The organism is Intrasporangium mesophilum, assembly GCF_054783095.1.
In genome coordinates, this window is record NZ_BAAGRF010000009.1 from 207173 (window position 1) to 223896 (window position 16724).

Sequence of the window (16724 nt, forward strand, 5' to 3'; positions counted from 1 at the left end):
GCTCACAGCGTGAGGCCCCCGCACGTGGTGCGGGGGCCTCACCGCTTTCCTCCAGAGAAAGCAGCTTCAGGCTAGCCGCGCAGCGGCGACCAGCGCCAACCGACAGGCGTGGGCTGTGCCCCACGCGTCCACAGGTCGGTCGTCTGTCGTTCACGGCCCTGAGGCGCCATGGCCCACGGGGCTCAGGAGACTTCACGCGTCAGACGGAGCGGGGGCTTCGGGAGCCTAGGGATCGGTTGTCGCACAGATGGATTCGCTGGACAGCACGGGCACGCTTGTCGCCGACGTGCCGCGCAGGCTGGCCCAGCGGCATACCCCCTCGGATGTCGGCTTCCGTTGGGTGCTCCGCGGTGGCGGGGTACTCGTCCTCGCGATCATGGTCCTCATCGGGCTGTTCCTGCTCGGCCGCGCGACGACCGCGCTCAAGACCGCGGGCCCGAGCTTCTTCACGACCGCCGGGTGGGACCCGGACGGGCGCAACTTCGGCATCGCCGGAGTTCTGCTGGGCACCGTGCTCATCGGGCTGACGGCGATCGCGATCGCCGTGCCCCTGGCGCTCGGCACGGCGCTCTACATCTCCGAGTTCGCGCCGGTCTCGATCAAGCGGCTGCTCGTCAACCTCGTCGACCTCATGGCCGCGGTGCCGAGCGTCGTCTACGGGCTCTGGGGCGCGTTCATGCTCCAGCCAGACGTACTCGTGAGCGGACCGACGGGTGAGGGGCTGCCGCGCTGGCTCGCGACGTATCTCGGCTGGTTCCCACTCTTTCGCGTCGACCAGGACGGTCAGCCGTTCAACCCCGATGACCCGCAGCTGTCGGGCTCGCTCTTCACGTCGTCGACCTTCGTCGCCGGGATCGTCGTCGCGATGATGGTCGCACCGATCACGTGCTCGATCATGCGCGAGACCTTCTCGCAGGCGCCGCTCGGCGAGCGGGAGGGCGCCTACGCACTCGGCTCGACCCGCTGGGGGATGATCCGCGTCGTCGTGCTGCCGTTCGGCCTCGGCGGCATCATCGGCGGGACGATGCTCGGCCTCGGCCGGGCCCTCGGCGAGACGATCGCCGTCTTCATGGTGATCTCGGTCGTCTTCGCCGTGCAACCGCACATCCTCGAGGCCGGCACGTCGTCGATCTCCAGCCTCATCGCCCTGCGGTACGGCGAGGCGTCGCCCTTCGCTACGTCGGCCCTGATGGCCGCGGGCCTCACGCTGTTCGTGATGACGCTCGTCATCAACTTCTCCGCGTCCGCCGCGATCGCGCGGAGCCGCTCCGGGGCGGTGAGCGAGGGATGAGCGTCGACGTCCGCGCCGCCGAGACCACCGAGGAGGGTATGCCGTCCGGTGCGGCGCCTTCGGAGGCTTACCTCGCGTCTGGTGGCGTTGCTGCGAAATCCGTTGCGGGGCACGGGCCATCGGGACCAGCCGAGGTGCGTCGCACCGCCAAGGGCGTCCGGCAGGAGGATGTCCTCGCCGTGCTGGGGGCCCTCGGTGCGGGTGTCGGGCTGGCCGCGATCACCTACTACGTCATCGCCCCGTTCTCCGGCACGCTCGGCTTCATCGTGCTCGCGTTCGGTGCGTTCCTCGGCTGCTACGTGCTGCTGGTCCGGATGGACGGCGACCGCGAGCTCGTCAAGGACCGGGTGGCGTCCGTCCTGGCGCACAGCCTCGGCCTGGTGATGCTCCTCGGTCTCGTCGTGGTCGTCGCCTTCGCGCTCTGGCAGGGACTCAGTGTGCTCACGCACGCGAACTTCTACACCGAGGACATGGCGGAGACAGGGCCGCTCGCTCCGCTCTCGTCGGGTGGCGTCAAGCACGCCATCGTCGGCACGCTCGTCATGATCACCATCGCGCTCGCGATCACGATCCCTCTCGCCGTCGTCTGCGCGGTCTTCCTGTCCGAGAGCCGGAGCCCCTTCGCACGGTTCGTCCGCACGATCGTGGAGGCGATGACCGCGCTGCCGTCGGTGGTCGCCGGGCTCTTCGTCTACGCCGCGATCATCACGCTGCAGGAGCGCTTCCACTGGGGGAGCACGTCGGGTCTCGCGGCCTCGGTCGCACTGTCGGTGATGATGCTTCCCATCATGATCCGCGCCGCGGACGTGGTGCTGCGGCTCGTGCCCGGCAACCTCAAGGAGGCCGCTGAGGCACTCGGCGCGCCCCGCTGGAAGGTCATCTGGCACGTCGTGCTGCCCACCGCCCGGTCCGGCCTGATGACCGCGATCATCCTCGGCACGGCCCGAGGCATCGGCGAGACCTCTCCCGTGCTCCTCACGGCCGGATACACCACCGGCTTCAACGTCGACCCGCTCCACGGTCCGATGGTGTCCCTCCCGCTGCTCACCTTCAGCATGACCAAGTCGCCCGAGCCCGGTTATGTCGCAAGAGGTTTCGGCGCAGCGACCGTGCTCATGGTCCTCGTCCTGCTGCTCTTCGTCGCCGCGCGGGTGCTCGGGGGGCGGGCGCCCGGAGACCTGACCAAGCGGCAACGCAGGCGGCGCGCGCGGCGCTCGGCCGAGGACCTCGCCTACTTCGACGAGCTCGCGGCTGCCGACGCCGAGCTGGCCCGCCAGCGCGAGGAAGCCGCGCTCGCCCCGGCGGCGCCAGACGACACCGACGACAAGGGAGACCGATGACGACCGCGACGCTCCGGCGCGCCTTGGTGGCGCTGTTCGTGGCGACCCTCGTGACGGGCGCGGGCAGTGTGGGACTGGTGGCACCGGCATACGCCGACACCTACAAGCGCGTGTCGGGCTCGGGCTCCACGTGGAGTGCCAACGCGCTGCAGCAGTGGATCGCCAACGTGCGGCAGTACGGCATGACGGTCGACTACAGCGACACCGGGTCGAGCGTCGGGCGTCAGCAGTTCGCCAACGGCACCGTCGACTTCGCCGTGTCGGAGATCCCGTACGGGGTCCCGGACGGCGCGAGCCAGGACCCGATCCCACCACGGAAGTTCGCGTACATGCCGATCGTCGCCGGTGGCACGTCGTTCATGTACAACCTCACGGTCGGTGGGCGGAGGCTCACCGCTCTGCGCCTGTCGGGCAGCAGCGTCGCGAAGATCTTCACCGGCGCCATCACGCGCTGGAACGACCCGCAGATCGCGAGCGAGAACCCAGGTCTGCGGCTACCGGCCAAGCGGATCGTGCCCGTCGTGCGGTCCGACGGCTCGGGCACGTCGGCGCAGTTCACGGCCTGGATGGTGGCGCAGCAGGGCTCCGTCTATGGCGCGTTCTGCCGGAAGGTCGGCAAGAGCCCGTGCACCCAGACGTCGAACTACCCAGTGCCACCGGGCGGGGGCTTCCAGTCGAAGTCAGGCTCCAACGGCGTGGCCGGGTTCGTCCGGCAGGCGCAGAACGACGGCGCGATCACCTACGTCGAGTACTCCTATGCCAAGAACGCCGGCTTCCCGGTCGTCAAGGTGCTCAACCGCGCCGGCTACTACACGCTGCCCACCGCGGAGAACGTCGCGGTCGGCCTGCTCGGCGCCCAGATCGAGACGAGGAACACGAGCCCTTCGGCCTACCTGACCCAGAAGCTCGCCGGCGTCTACAACAACGCCGACCCGCGCGCCTACCCGCTCTCGTCGTACTCGTACATGATCCTGCCGACCGCGGTCGAGGCGAACTTCACGACCGACAAGGGCAAGACCCTCGGCGACTTCGCCTATTACTTCCTCTGCGCCGGACAGCAGCAGGCCGACGTCCTCGGCTACTCACCGCTGCCGATCAACCTCGTCAAGGCGGGACTGGCGCAGGTCCGGCGGATCCCCGGCGTCGACGTCCAGCGCATCGACGTCAGCAAGTGCAACAACCCGACCTTCAGCGCTAGCGGCGAGAACACCCTCGCCAAGACAGCCACGATGCCGCAGCAGTGCGACAAGGCCGGCCCGCTCCAGTGCGGGACCGTCGCCGAGCGCAGCCCGGCGGCCGGGCAGGGCGCCAACGGCTCCAACGGCAACGGCTCGACCGGCTCCAACGGCTCCAGCGGCACCGGCTCCAACGGCAACGGCACGAACGGCGCCGGCACCGGGTCGAACGGCCGCCCTGGTGCGACCGGCGGGACCGGCTCGGGCACGGGAGCGACGCCGGGCACGACGGGAGGCACCGGCCAGGTCGGAGCACCGGGCCCGGGCGGTGCGGTGACCCCGGCGGTGAACGAGTTCGGCGAGACCGTGGCTGCCGGCGGTGGCAGCGGGGACGGCGCGGTGCTCGCCCAGGCCGTGTCGCAGGAGGTCGCCGCCCGCAAGGGCTGGCGCGGCGAGCACACCCTCATGCTCATTGCCGGGTTGGCGCTGCTCGCCGCGACCCTCGGCCCGCCCCTGCTCAGCCGCAGGCCGGGACGGAAGTGATGGCGATGCGCGCCTACCCACGGCCCCGGGCTCACGGCATACGCCCCGCATGGCGTCGGTGTCCCGCGCCCGACGCGCGCTCGACCCGTCGCCGCCTCACGAGAGCTGCCGCAGCACTGGCGGCAGCCCTCGTCGTCGCCCTCCCGGCACTCGCCGCAGGCTCGGCACTCGCGGCGAGCGACGACCCTTTCGTCACCGAGTCGGCTCTCACCAAGGGCGGCAAGGGCCGCTTCGCCGACCTGTCGGTCACGGTCGGCAAGACGACCAACCTCACCGACGAGGCCGTCAAGGTCTCCTGGAAGTGGGGCGGCAGCGACCCGGGTTCGCATGCGACACAGTCGGATACGCAGTGGTCGTACAACTACCTCAGCATCTTCCAGTGCTGGGGTGACGACCCGAGCGGGCCGTCACGGGAACAGTGCCAGTACGGCGGTCAGTTCAGCCTCATCGACGGCATCAACACGCGGGTCACGCCGTTCAACAACGACGAGCGGGCGTATGCCGTGAGCCGGGTGGTCTCGCCGGTGAACGTCTTCGGCCAAGCCGTCACGCTGTCGACGGACCCGGCCGAGACCGCGGACACCGTCCACGGCTACCCGGCCACGTCCGTCAACGGCCGCCTCACCGCCGGCATCGTCCCGATGCGCGCGAGCCCCACCACGACCTTCCCTGACGGCGAGGTCGACACGGACTCGGTGACCTCGAAGTTCTTCGACCGCTTCGGCACCAACGAGGTGCCGCTCGCCCGGACGAACGGCGACGGCACCGGCTCGGTGTTCTTCGAGACGCAGACAACGTACGAGTCGCAGTTCCTCGGCTGCGGTGCTCGCCAGCCCGCGCCGGGGACGGCGATCGGGGTCAAGGGCCGCGGCTGCTGGCTCGTCGTCGTGCCTCGCGACCGCATCGACTCCAACGGCGACGACGTGGTCACCCGTCCGGGTGGTTCGGAGCGAGTGCTCTACTCCTCGCCGCTGAGCCTGTCCAACTGGGCCAACCGGATCACCTTCCCGCTCGACTTCCTCCCGGTGCGAGAGCCCTGCGCGCTCGGTGGCGTCGAGCGACCCGTCGTCGGTCAGGAGTCGCTCAGCGTCGCGATGTCCTCGTGGCAGATCCCGCTCTGCGCGGGAGGCCAGGGCTACTTCTACGCGACGACGACGGACGACATCGCGCGGGCGACGGCGCGCACCGACCTGCCCAAGCTCTCGATCGCTACGGATCCGCTTGCGCCCGACACGATCCCACCCGAGGAGGGCAAGGTGGTCTACGCGCCCGTCGCGGTGTCCGGGATGACGATCAGCGTCTTCATCGAGCGCGCCTACAACTCGGCGAGCCGGCCCGAGCTGCGACCCTTCGGCGGCACTCGCGTGGAGCATCTCAAGCTCAACCAGCGTCTCGTGGCCAAGCTGCTCACCGAGTCCTATCGCTACAGCACGTGGATCACGGGCGGGGGTCCAGCCCATCTCGACAAGGCGCCGCTCTCGCTCATCGACGACCCGGAGTTCAAGGCGCTGAATGCCACGAGCATCCTGTCCGACGACGTCACGGAGATCCGCAACGACCGGCGTGAGCTCGCGCGGATCTATGTCGCCCCCGACGCGTCCGACGGCGTCAAGGAGCTGTGGGAGTGGATCCTCGGCGACGCGGACGCTCGTGCCTTCCTCGACGGCAAGCCCGACGAGTGGGGCATGACCGTCAACTCGTACTACCAGGGGCTGAGCCGCTACGAAAGCGCCGGCGACGTGCTGAGCAACATCCCGCGCCTCGAGGAGGCCTGCACCGACGTCGCGATCGGCAACGGCAGCGGCAGCACCCAGCGCCTCTGCGCGCTCGACGCCGCGCCCTACGTCAACTCGCTCGACCAGGCCGCCGCGCTCACCTCGCGCGGCCAGCCCAGCGGCAGCGAGTCCTTCGTGGACGACGTCGGGAACATCAAGCAGGCCAAACCCGAGCCTCAGCTGGTCGGACAGCGCGCGCTGATCGCCCTCACCGACACCCCGTCGGCGGCCCGGCGCGGCCTCGTGTCGGCATCGTTGCGCAACAAGGACGGTGCCTACGTCACCCCGACCTCGGACGCGATGCGCGCTGCGCTCGCCCAGGCGGTGGCCACCAGGACCACCGGCGTCAACCGGATCGACCCCACGTCGGTCAAGGGGGCGGGCTACCCGCTGACCCGGCTGTCGTACGCGATGACCAACCCGGCGCGCCTGGACGCGCAGGCGCGCAAGGACTACGCCAACTTCCTCGATGTGGTCGCCACCGACGGCCAGCGGCCCGGCATCGAGCCTGGGGACCTCCCGGCCGGTTACACGCCGCTCACCGGTCCGTACCAGGTGCAGGCGGTCAACGCCGCGCAGGCGATCCGGACCGCGAAGGCTCTGACGCCGCCGGCGTCCGAGCCACCCGCGTCGCCGCCCTCGGGCTCGCCGGCAACGGATGGACCCACGCCGAACGGGGGACCGCCATCGCCGATCACGCCTCCGGGGGACGACGGGGCGCCGCCCGTGGCCGCGCCACCGGTCGCCGCGCCTGCGGTCCCCGGCGCGGTGCCGCCGGCCGCCCCCGCCGCGCCTGCCGCCCCCTCGACCGGTCCGCTGGCCTTCACCAGAAGTGTCCTGGACGCGCTGAGCCCCGCCCTGCTGCCGGTCCTCGCCGCCGTGGGACTGCTCGCCGGCGGTGCGGGCCGGGTCATGGTCTGGCGGGCGAACGGGGGTCGCCGCGATGCGTGACCTCACCCAAGCTCCCGGCGGCCACCAGCCGCACGGGTCGGTCGAGGCCTTCGGTGCCACGGCCCTCCTCCAGAGAAGCACCAGCCACAAGGAGAAATCGTGAAGCTGCACAAGGGAATGGCCCTCGCGGCCATCGGCCTCACCGCGGCCTTCGTCGCGTCGGCCTCCCCGGCATCGGCCGACCCGGTCGGTGACCCCGTCGGCACCTACCGTCCGCTCGCCGGCATGGGTTCCGACACGACCTTCGAGGTCATGAACGGCCTGTCCGAGGTCGTCGTCATCAACGGCTCCAAGGCCTTCGGCTCCTACGACCCGACGCCCGCCAACCAGCTCGTCTCCACCAAGACCGAGGCGCAGCTGCCGAACTGCAACACCACCAACGGCGGCGGCACTCCCCGCGCCAACGGCTCGGGCGCCGGCCGCGACCTGCTGACCAAGGCGATGACGGGGACCGACCCGCTGTCCGGCTGCATCGACTTCGCGCGCTCGTCGAGCACGTCGGTCAACGCGAACCAGACCTTCGTGCCGATGGCGTCGGACGGCCTGACCTACGCCTACCCGAACGGCGGCGACATCGGCTCGTCGTCCTCTCTGAGCGACCTCCAACTCATCTACAAGTGCGACCCGTCGATCGTGGGCACGTTCCAGCCGCTCATCCCGCAGTCGGGCTCGGGCACTCGGACCAGCTGGGCCACGCTGATGGGCATCAACGCGACGACCCTGCCGTCGTGCGTCAAGGACACCATCGGTGGTGTGCCGATCCAGGAGCACAGCGGCCTGGTCCTGACCAGCAAGAAGGACATCGTCCCGATCTCGGTCGCGCAGTACCTGTCGCAGATGTTCGGCGTCGTGCCCGACCGTCGCGGCTCGGCCCAGCTCGGCACCATCGACGGCGTCAGCCCGCTGATCCAGAACCCGGCCCAGACCACCTTGCGCACGGTCGGCAACATCCTGCCGACCCAGACCTTCAACGACACCGCGTCGCTGGGCTACAAGGTCTTCGTCAACGACGGCAGCGGCAAGTCGGCGCTCTGCACCCAGGGCAAGGCCGTCATCAACAAGTTCGGCTTCATCCCCAGCACCTGCTGACGGACGACGTCCACCCGGGCGGCGTCGCCGAGCGGCGCCGCCCGGGTCCCAGATCCTCGGTGCCAAACGCACCGGGTCGCTCCACCTCCAGAGAAGCGAAAACGTGAAAGGACAACCATGCGCACCATGGTGAAGCGCGTCATCACCACGGGGGCCGTCATCGCGGCCGCCGCCGGTGGGACGTTCGTCGCTGCACCGTCGGCGTCGGCAGCTCCGGGCGATCTCGTCTACATCGCCGCCTATGCCGTCTCGCCGCAGACCGCGTCGGGAACGCAGAACAACGCCATCGAGGTCAAGGCTCCGGCCGCGTGTGACCCGCTGGCGACCCGGCACAAGCTGTTCGTCGCCGACTATGTCGCGACGGACGCGGCCCAGCAGGCCGAGGCCGACAAGTGGAAGACCCAGAACCTCTACTCGCCGATCGCCGTGGGCCTGCCCGGCCCGCTGACGGTCTTCTCCTCGACGACGCTCCAGCAGAAGGCGGACCTGCTGTCCGCCCAGATCGTGCCCGGCACGATGACGCTGAGCCTCGTCTGCCAGAACAACCTGGGCAACACCGTCTACAACACGTTCTCGGGCTCGCTGACGATCAACTCGGCGACGTCGTGGACGGGCTACCTCCCGTCGCTGCCGGCCACGTCGACCACCGTTGCCGTGTCGCCGAACCCGGCGACCACCGGCCAGAACGTGACCCTGACGGCCAACGTCACCAAGGGCGACCCGTCGCAGGTCGCCCCGCTCACCGGCTCGGTCGAGTTCTTCGACGGTGCCCTCTCGCTCGGCACGGGCGCCATCGACGCGTCCGGCCAGGCCACCGTGGCCAAGGCGTTCGCCGCGGGCTCGCGCAGCATCACGGCCAAGTACCTCGGCGACTCGAGCTACTCGGGCTCGACGTCGGCCGCAGTCACCCTCGCCGTCAACGCGGCCCCGGCCGCCGACACGACGGCTTCGCTCTCCGCATCTCCCTTGGCGGGAGCGGCATACCAGACCGTCTCCTTCAGCGGGACCGTCGCGAACACCTCGAGCCCGGCCGTCATCCCGGTCGGTGCGTGCGACTTCTACGACGGCTCGCAGAAGGTCGGCTCGGCTCCGGTCAGCGCCACGGGTGCGTGCACGTTCGCGGCGGCGACCTTCGGCGCCGGTGCGCACACGTTCTCGATGAAGTTCGTCCCGGCCGACTCCTCGGTGTTCAAGCCGGCGACGTCGGCGGACGTGGCGGCCACCTTCGACGCTCCGACGGCCACGCCGGACGAGCAGTCGATCGTCGTCACCGTCCCGGCCGGCAACCTGTCGATCTTCACGCCGTACACGCCGGCCAACCCGCTCAACCTGGGTGACATGGTGCTCGCGGCGAACGGCTCGAGCTACTCGGCCTCCGCTCCGTTCGACAAGGTGACGGTGACCGACACCCGGGCCGGCAACCCGGGCTGGGCAGCCTCGCTGCTCCGCGCGGACTTCGTCGGTGCCAACCCGGCCGACAAGATCGACGCGAAGTACTCCGGCTTCGTCGGCGTCGCGCCGTCGTACATCTCGGGCAACGCGGTCCAGAGCATCAACGTCGCCGACGTCCCGGCCAACGACCCGGCATACGTCGCGGCTCCGGCGCAGTTCGCCCAGGCCCTCCCGGGCCACGGCACCGGTTCCGTCGACATCAAGGGCAACTTCGTCCTCAAGGACGTGCCCACGTCGACGAAGCCGGGTCTCTACACCACCACCGTGACCTTCACGGTGGGCTGACCCAGCACCACCCCGTATGCCGCCCGGCTGGGTCCGCGCCTCGGTGCGGACCCAGCATGGTGGGCGGAATCCATTGTCGCACAGCCTGATTGGAAACACCGTGAGCATCCTGCGCCCCGATCGTGCTCTTCGCGCGTCTCGCGTCCTCGTCGCCGGAGCCGCGCTCGCCGCGACTGCGTCGCTCGCCCCCGCGGCGCCCGTGCTCGCGAGCCCGACCTCGCCCGTCACCCGTGCGAGCCTGATGGCCGGGGCCTCCCAGCCCCCGGCGCACGCGACCGTGCGTCCCTCCGGGCCAGCCGCCGCGGTCACCGCCGAGGACCCCAAGCGGGTCGGTTTCGGCGTCGTGCCGGCCACCCCGAGGGGGATCGACCAGCGCGCCTTCTTCTCGTACGGCCTGGTGCCCGGAGCGACCGCGTTCGACCATGTGGCCCTGGTCAACTACAGCGACCGGCCGCTCGTCCTCGGCATCGCCCCGGCCGACGCGCTCAACACCAACGAGGGCGGCTTCGCGGTCCAGCCCACGGGCGAGCAGCCGCACGACCTCGGGGCGTGGATCACCATCAAGGGTGGGAACAAGGCCGTCACGGTGCCCGGTCGTTCCCGCTCGGGCGCCCCGGGACGTGTGATCCTTCCGGTGACGATCTCGGTCCCGAAGAACGCCGACCCCGGTGACCACGGCGCCGCCGTCGTCGCGATCCTCACCACGATGAGCAAGAACCCGCAGGGGCAGAACGTCAAGCTCGAGCAGCGCGTCGCGGCGCGCGTCTACGTCACCGTCGCCGGTGACGTGAAGCCAGGCCTCATGGTCTCCGAGCTCCACGTCGACTACCGGGCGCCCGTCCTGCCCTGGCAGTCGGGCGATGCGACGGTCACGTACACGGTCGTCAACAGCGGCAACGTTCGGATGGGCTTCGACCCCGCGATCCGCGTCGCCGGGCCGTTCGGCCTCGGCAGCCAGACCGTCGACCTCGACCCCGTCGCCGAGCTGCTGCCGCACAACTCCCAGACCTTCACCCAGAAGGTGACCGGCGTCTGGCCGACCCTGTGGGCCGGCGCCCGCGTGACCGCAACACCGCAGGCCGCGGTGGCGGCAGCGAAGCCGAACCTGGGCCAGGTGACCGAGTCTCGTGGCTTTGCCGCCCTCGCCTGGTGGCTCGTCATCCTCATCCTCGTCGGCCTGGGCCTGCTCGGCCGCATGCTGTCGCGGCGGCTGCGCCCTTCCGGCACCGATCGCGGCACCGCCCGGGCGTCGAAGCGCACCCGCAAGCAGAGCGACGAGCGCGAGCTCGTCGGCGTCTGACCATGCACGGTCCCTCCCGGACCAGACGCGGGCTGCTCACGGCGGCGACCGCGTTCGCGGTCATGGGTATGCAGCTGAGTCTCGCTCCCGCGGCCCCCGCGGCGACCGGGTCTCTCGCGTCGGTCGCCAACGCCGACAACAGCTCCCGCACCGACGGGGCGGCCACGGACCCGCTGCTGCTCACTGCGGGCGGGCCGTGCAGCGCATCGGCGACCCGGTCGGTCGTCATGGTCAGCAAGGTCACGGCAGCAGTGCCTGCCGACCAGCCGCGCGCCGATGCCTGGCGCGGCGAGCTGGTCTTCGCACAGTCGTCCCCGCCGCCGTCGCACGCGGTCGTCGCTCGGCTCAGCTCGTTCGTCGACCTCGCCGACACGCTGACCCACCAGATCGTCGCAGGTCGCTGGGACCTGCTCCTGGCCTGCCAGGACGCGAACGGCAACCTGGTCGACGACTGGCGCGGCAGCCTGACCTTCGACAGTGCCGCCCACTGGACGGCCGACCCGCTTCCGGCTGCCACTGGGACGTCGACGGTCGCGCCGGTGCTCACGCCATCGGTGGGAGCGAAGGGGGGCGACACCTCGGGCTCTGTGCCGTCGAGCTCGGCCGCGGGCGCGGGTTCGAGCACAACCTCGCCGACTTCACCTGAGGGTGTCTCCCTGAGCGTCACCCCGACGAACGGCCCTGCGTACCAACAGGTTCGGCTCACGGGTTCTATCCAGCCACCGGGCTCCGGCGGGCAGTGCACGTTCAGTGACATCGATGCCACGATCGGCACGGTGCCGCTCGACGCGTCGGGCAGCTGTGTCTTCGTGTCGTCCGCCTTTGCGCAGGGCGCGCACACCTTCGCAGTGAGCATCGTCCCGGCCGGGTCGACGACTCCGCTGGACTCACGAACCGTCGACGCGGCATACGGCGCTCCGGCGGATCCCGACGCGCTGAGCGCGACGGGATCGATCACCACCACCGTGCCGACGGGGTCGCTGGCGATCTTCACTCCCTACACGCCGGCCAACCCGCTCGATCTCGGCAGCCTCGTGCTGTCGGCAGACGGCCGTGCGTACTCGGCCGCGGCGCCGTTCGACGCCGTCCGGGTCACGGACACTCGGGCCGGGAACCCGGGCTGGTCGGCGTCGCTCGTCCTCGCCGACCTCGTCGGGGGGCGTGGTGCGGACCGGATCTCGGCGGCATACGCCGGGTTCGTGGACGTGACCCCCGCCTACGTGCCCGGCGACGCGATCACGACGCTCGACGTCCGGGACATCCCGCCGGCGGCGAACCGCCCGTCCGGGCCCGTCGAGTTCGCCCGCGCAGCCCCGGGAGCCGGCACGGGGTCCGTTGACGTCCGCGCCCGACTGGTGCTCAAGGACGTGCCCACCTCGACGCTCCCCGGCCGCTACACGACGACCATCACCTTCACGGTGGGTTGACCCTGATGCCCTCCGGCCCCCGTTCGTCGCCTGTTCACCTGCCCACGAGCCGGTGGCCGCGCGCGGTCCCTAGGTTGACCGCGGCGGAAGGAACCCGCGCTCCGTTCCCATCCGAACCCGAAGGACCATCGTGAACAAGAACGTCCTCCCCCTCGCTCTGACCGGGTCAGGGCTCGTGGCGGTCGCCGCCGCCGTGGTCATCGCCGCCGGGGGTCCTGCCGCGGCGAGCGGCGCTGCGTCCGCGACAACGCAGGTCGCCGCAGCAGACGGGCTCCCGGCCGTCCAGCCGCTGTCGAGCATCGTCAAGCAGTCCGACCAGACGACGCCGCACGGCACGAACAACGACTCCATCATGGTGACGGCCTCCAAGGCCTGCAGCGCCGAGGCGACCAAGCACAAGCTCCTCGTCGCCCAGATCCAGCCGAGCAGCTCGGCTGACCAGGCGGCCGCGGACCAGTGGGCAGACCAGAACCTCTACACGCCCACGTCAGTGGGCCTGCCCGGCCCGCTCTCCGTCTTCTCGTCGCAGACGATGCAGCAGTGGTCCGACCAGTACCACGCCCCGATCGTGCCGGGTGTCTGGACTCTCGAGCTGCGTTGCACCAACAACCTCGGCAACGTGGTCTACGACCGGTTCCAGGGGACCGTCACCTTCACGTCGCCGACGGAGTGGAAGGCGACCGGCGCCACTCCGCCGCCCACTACCTCGACGACGAAGCCGACGACCTCCACCTCGCCCGCGACCACCACCTCGACCAAGCCCGGCACGACGACGGACTCGAGTGAGACCGGCGAGCCGAGCTCCTCAGAGCCCGACGGCTCGGCGAGCTCGGACGACTCGGGCACGGGCGGGCAGCTCGCCGACACGGGGGCCTCGGTCTTCCTGCTCGGCACGCTCGGTCTCGGCCTGGTCGGGACGGGCGGCACGATGCTGTTCGTCCGGCGACGTCTCGACGTCACGCCCTGAGCACGGGCCGTAGCCACGCATGACGATCACGACCGATGGCTCGGCGAGCGCCCCCGCCGAGCCGACCACCGACCCGACCGCCGAGCCGACCGACGGGCCGACCGACGGGCCGACCGACGGGCCGACCGACGGGCCGCCAGCCGACCTGGCCGCCGGGGGGCCGAGGGACCCGGCCGACGGGTCGGTGGCCGACCTGCCACCCGACCCTGCGGCATACCCCTCCGACGGGCCTGCCCCCGAGCAGAGCAAGCTGTGGCTGCCCGGTGCGGTGCTGAGCCTCGTCGGGCTGATCCTCGTCTCGTTCTGCTTCTACATCGCCGTCGTGAGCCAGCTCTCCTACTCCCGTGCGCAGCAGCTGGCGTACGACGACTTCCGGGCCGCACTGTCCGCGGGGACCGCGCCCGTGGGGCCGACCTTCGTCGAGGAGCCGGAGGTCGAGGGCGCGCAGGTGCCGACGGATCAGACTGCGGCACAAGGCAACTCGTCCACACAAGCGCCCGAGCAGCAGGCGCCGCAGCCGATGCTGCTCCCAGCCGGCACGCCGGTCGCGCTGCTCAGCATTCCGGCGATCGGGGTGCGGGATCTCGTCGTCCTCGAGGACACGACCTCGGCCGTGACGCGGGACGGGCCCGGCCACACGAGGTCGAGCTCGATGCCGGGCCAGGTGGGCTGGAGCCAGATCCTCGGTCGACGCTGGGCCTACGGAGCGCCCTTCCGGGACCTGCCCGACCTGCTCGTCGGCGACGACATCCTCGTCACGACGGGCCAGGGCGAGCACCGGTACGAAGTCACCGGGTTCCGCAAGCCCGGCGACCCCGTGCCCCGGCGCGACGCCGGCCAGGGGCGCCTGGTGCTGATGACCGCCGACGGGCGGGCCTTCATGCCCGACCAGCCCGTCATCGTCGACGCGGTGCTGCGCTCTGACGCGCAGCCGGTCGGCGCAGCTGCGGTCTTCCCCGACGAGCCCGCATCCGACCCGATGCAGGGGGACCCGTCGGGGTGGTTCGCGATCGTCCTCTGGTCCCAGGCGGTCGCTGTCGCCGCCGCCGGGGTCGCCTGGGCGCGGCGCCGCTGGGGCCCGCGTCAGGCGTGGCTCGCCGGCGTCCCGCTCATCACCGCTCTCGGCCTCGGGCTCGCCGACAGCGTCGCCACGCTCCTGCCCAACCTGCTGTGACCGCCACACCCGAGAAGGACCCCACGATGACCGACACGGACGAGCTGACCCGGAGCGGCGCGGCAGTCGCCGACACGGCGGCAGGCGCGGCAGGCGCCGACACCGCGGCAGTCGCCGACACCGCCGAGATCGTTGCCGTATCGTCGATCTCAGGGCCCCGCGAGCCCGCGGCCGCGTTTCCCGGCCCCGGATCGAGCCAGCCGACGCAGCGCATGACTCCCGTCGGAGGACTGCCCAGCCAGGGCCAGCTGGACGCCCGCAACGTGTCGGCGTGGTTCGGCGAGCACAAGGTCCTCGACCGGGTGAGCCTGCTCATGCCGGCCAACCGGGTCACCGCGCTCATCGGCCCGTCCGGCTGCGGGAAGTCGACCTTCCTGCGGATCCTCAACCGGATGCACGAGATGGTGCCGTCCGCCTCGATGGCCGGTGAGGTGCTCCTCGACGGCGACGACATCTACTCCGAACGCAAGCGCCTCACCGAGGCCCGCCGGCACATCGGGATGGTCTTCCAGAAGCCCAACCCCTTCCCCGCGATGTCCATCTACGACAACGTCCTGGCCGGGCTCCGGCTGACCGGCACCAAGGCGAGCCGCGACGAGAAGGACGACCTCATCGAGGAGAGCCTCGTCAAGGCCGGCCTCTGGAAGGAGGTCCGCGACCGGCTGCGCTCGCCGGGCGGTGCGCTCTCAGGTGGCCAGCAACAGCGCCTCTGCATCGCCCGGTCGATCGCTGTGAGGCCGCGCGTGCTACTCATGGACGAGCCGTGCTCTGCCCTCGATCCCACCTCGACCCGCCGGATCGAGGAGACGATCGGGGAGCTGGTCTCGGAGATCACGGTCGTCATCGTCACGCACAACATGCAGCAGGCAGCGCGCGTGTCCCACCGGACGGCGTTCTTCCTTGCGGAGCAAGGCGTTCCGGGAGCCATCGTCGAGCAGGGAGAGACGAAGCAGGTGTTCGAGGACCCGCGCGACCCGCGCACCCTGTCCTACGTCGCCGGCCAGTTCGGCTGAGCGGCGCCGACGCGGAAGGGGCGTCAGCGGCTCGGTGCTTCGATGGACTTCATGGTCCACGACTTCGCACCGGTGATGCTGGAGGTCGAGATCCCCACGGCGAGGTCAACCACCTCGGGCCCGCTCGCCGGGATCGGGACGATCTTTCCGCGCCCGTCGCTGAGGCTACCGGCGTCCTGGGTCATCGACGCCCGGAAGAAGAAGAGCCCGTCGGTGGTGCCCCTGAACACCGCACTGTCGATGCGCACCCGTCCTCCGTCGCGGACCAGCTGCTTGTCGCGTTGGGTCTGCACGTCGATGATCCAGTTCGCGCACGTGTAGCAGCCCATCGCGGTCGAACGCCGCAACGGGTCGGCGTCACCGGTGGCGAAGCCGTAGTTGAGCACGTCGACCCAAGTCAGCAGGAAGTCCACCGCATGGTCCTTGTCGACAGACGTGGCCGACACGGTCGCCGGTGGTGTCACGCTCCCCCCGTATGCCGTCGGGCCCGGTGTCGTCGGTCGGCCTGCGGCTGTGGACGGTGCCGTCTGCTGGCCTGCCGCGCCGGAGGGTCCCGTCCGCTGCACGGACGCCGAGCTGGGTGCCGTCTGCTGTGTCGCCGGCGTCGTGCGGTCTGCTGCCTGCGGCGCGCCCGGCCCGGCGCAGGACGAGAGGGCCAGCGCGGCCCAGCTGGCGGATGCCGCCACGAGCAGCGCGGGTCGGTGGGTGAAGCGTGGTCTCACGACCCGACCCTAGGCGGCCCGTTGTGTCGGGAGGCGCTGAATCTGGCTGACCTGCAAGGGATTCAACCTGCCGTCGTCGCTCCGCAACCCGCCGGTCACCACACCCCCACCCCGTCGAGTGAGCGGCACCGTCACTCCAGTCCCAGTCGAGTGGGCGCTCCGTCACTCCTGTCACAGTCGAGTGGGCGCTCCGTCACTCCGGTCACATGACGCGTGGGGC

12 protein-coding genes are annotated in these 16724 nt (G+C 70.8%); 11 read left to right on the plus strand and 1 reads right to left on the minus strand.

What is annotated here, in order from left to right:
* Positions 1-247 precede the first annotated feature (247 nt).
* The 11 genes from pstC (at position 248) to ACYVLP_RS08500 (ending at position 15782) form a co-directional block, all read left to right on the plus strand.
* Positions 248-1291 (plus strand): phosphate ABC transporter permease subunit PstC, encoded by a 1044-nt coding sequence (gene pstC, locus ACYVLP_RS08450; protein ID WP_460626898.1) that lies wholly within the window; start codon positions 248-250, stop codon positions 1289-1291.
* A complete protein-coding gene (pstA, locus tag ACYVLP_RS08455) occupies positions 1288-2631 on the plus strand; it encodes a phosphate ABC transporter permease PstA (RefSeq protein WP_460626899.1) in 1344 nt (447 codons plus the stop codon). Before pstC ends, pstA begins: the two co-directional genes overlap by 4 nt.
* Entirely contained in the window at positions 2628-4349 is a 1722-nt protein-coding gene (gene pstS, locus ACYVLP_RS08460; RefSeq protein WP_460626900.1) for a phosphate ABC transporter substrate-binding protein PstS, read from the plus strand. Before pstA ends, pstS begins: the two co-directional genes overlap by 4 nt.
* Before the next feature lie 5 nt (positions 4350-4354).
* The gene (locus ACYVLP_RS08465; RefSeq protein WP_460626901.1) at positions 4355-7075 is read left to right on the plus strand and encodes a hypothetical protein; all 2721 of its coding nucleotides are present in this window, start codon (positions 4355-4357) and stop codon (positions 7073-7075) included.
* Positions 7076-7174: 99 nt separating this feature from the next.
* Positions 7175-8164 (plus strand): hypothetical protein, encoded by a 990-nt coding sequence (locus tag ACYVLP_RS08470; protein ID WP_460626902.1) that lies wholly within the window; start codon positions 7175-7177, stop codon positions 8162-8164.
* A 117-nt stretch (positions 8165-8281) separates the two neighbouring features.
* Positions 8282-9901, plus strand: a complete 1620-nt coding sequence (locus tag ACYVLP_RS08475; RefSeq protein WP_460626903.1) for an Ig-like domain-containing protein — start codon at positions 8282-8284, stop codon at positions 9899-9901.
* Positions 9902-10001: 100 nt separating this feature from the next.
* On the plus strand, positions 10002-11201 hold the full coding sequence (locus ACYVLP_RS08480) for a COG1470 family protein (RefSeq protein WP_460626904.1): 1200 nt from the start codon (positions 10002-10004) through the stop codon (positions 11199-11201).
* A gap of 2 nt (positions 11202-11203) precedes the next feature.
* Positions 11204-12628: a hypothetical protein gene (locus tag ACYVLP_RS08485; RefSeq protein ID WP_460626905.1), complete on the plus strand. Its 1425-nt coding sequence runs from the start codon at positions 11204-11206 to the stop codon at positions 12626-12628.
* Positions 12629-12758: 130 nt separating this feature from the next.
* Positions 12759-13595, plus strand: a complete 837-nt coding sequence (locus ACYVLP_RS08490; protein WP_460626906.1) for a hypothetical protein — start codon at positions 12759-12761, stop codon at positions 13593-13595.
* Positions 13596-13614: 19 nt separating this feature from the next.
* Positions 13615-14769: a sortase domain-containing protein gene (locus ACYVLP_RS08495; RefSeq protein WP_460626907.1), complete on the plus strand. Its 1155-nt coding sequence runs from the start codon at positions 13615-13617 to the stop codon at positions 14767-14769.
* A 212-nt stretch (positions 14770-14981) separates the two neighbouring features.
* Complete coding sequence (locus ACYVLP_RS08500; protein WP_452269986.1) at positions 14982-15782, plus strand: phosphate ABC transporter ATP-binding protein; 801 nt, start codon at positions 14982-14984, stop codon at positions 15780-15782.
* 23 nt (positions 15783-15805) lie between these two features.
* Here the strand turns inward: ACYVLP_RS08500 and ACYVLP_RS08505 are convergent, their stop codons facing one another.
* Positions 15806-16504, minus strand: a complete 699-nt coding sequence (locus ACYVLP_RS08505) for a DUF6318 family protein (RefSeq protein ID WP_460626908.1) — start codon at positions 16502-16504, stop codon at positions 15806-15808.
* Positions 16505-16724 lie beyond the last annotated feature (220 nt).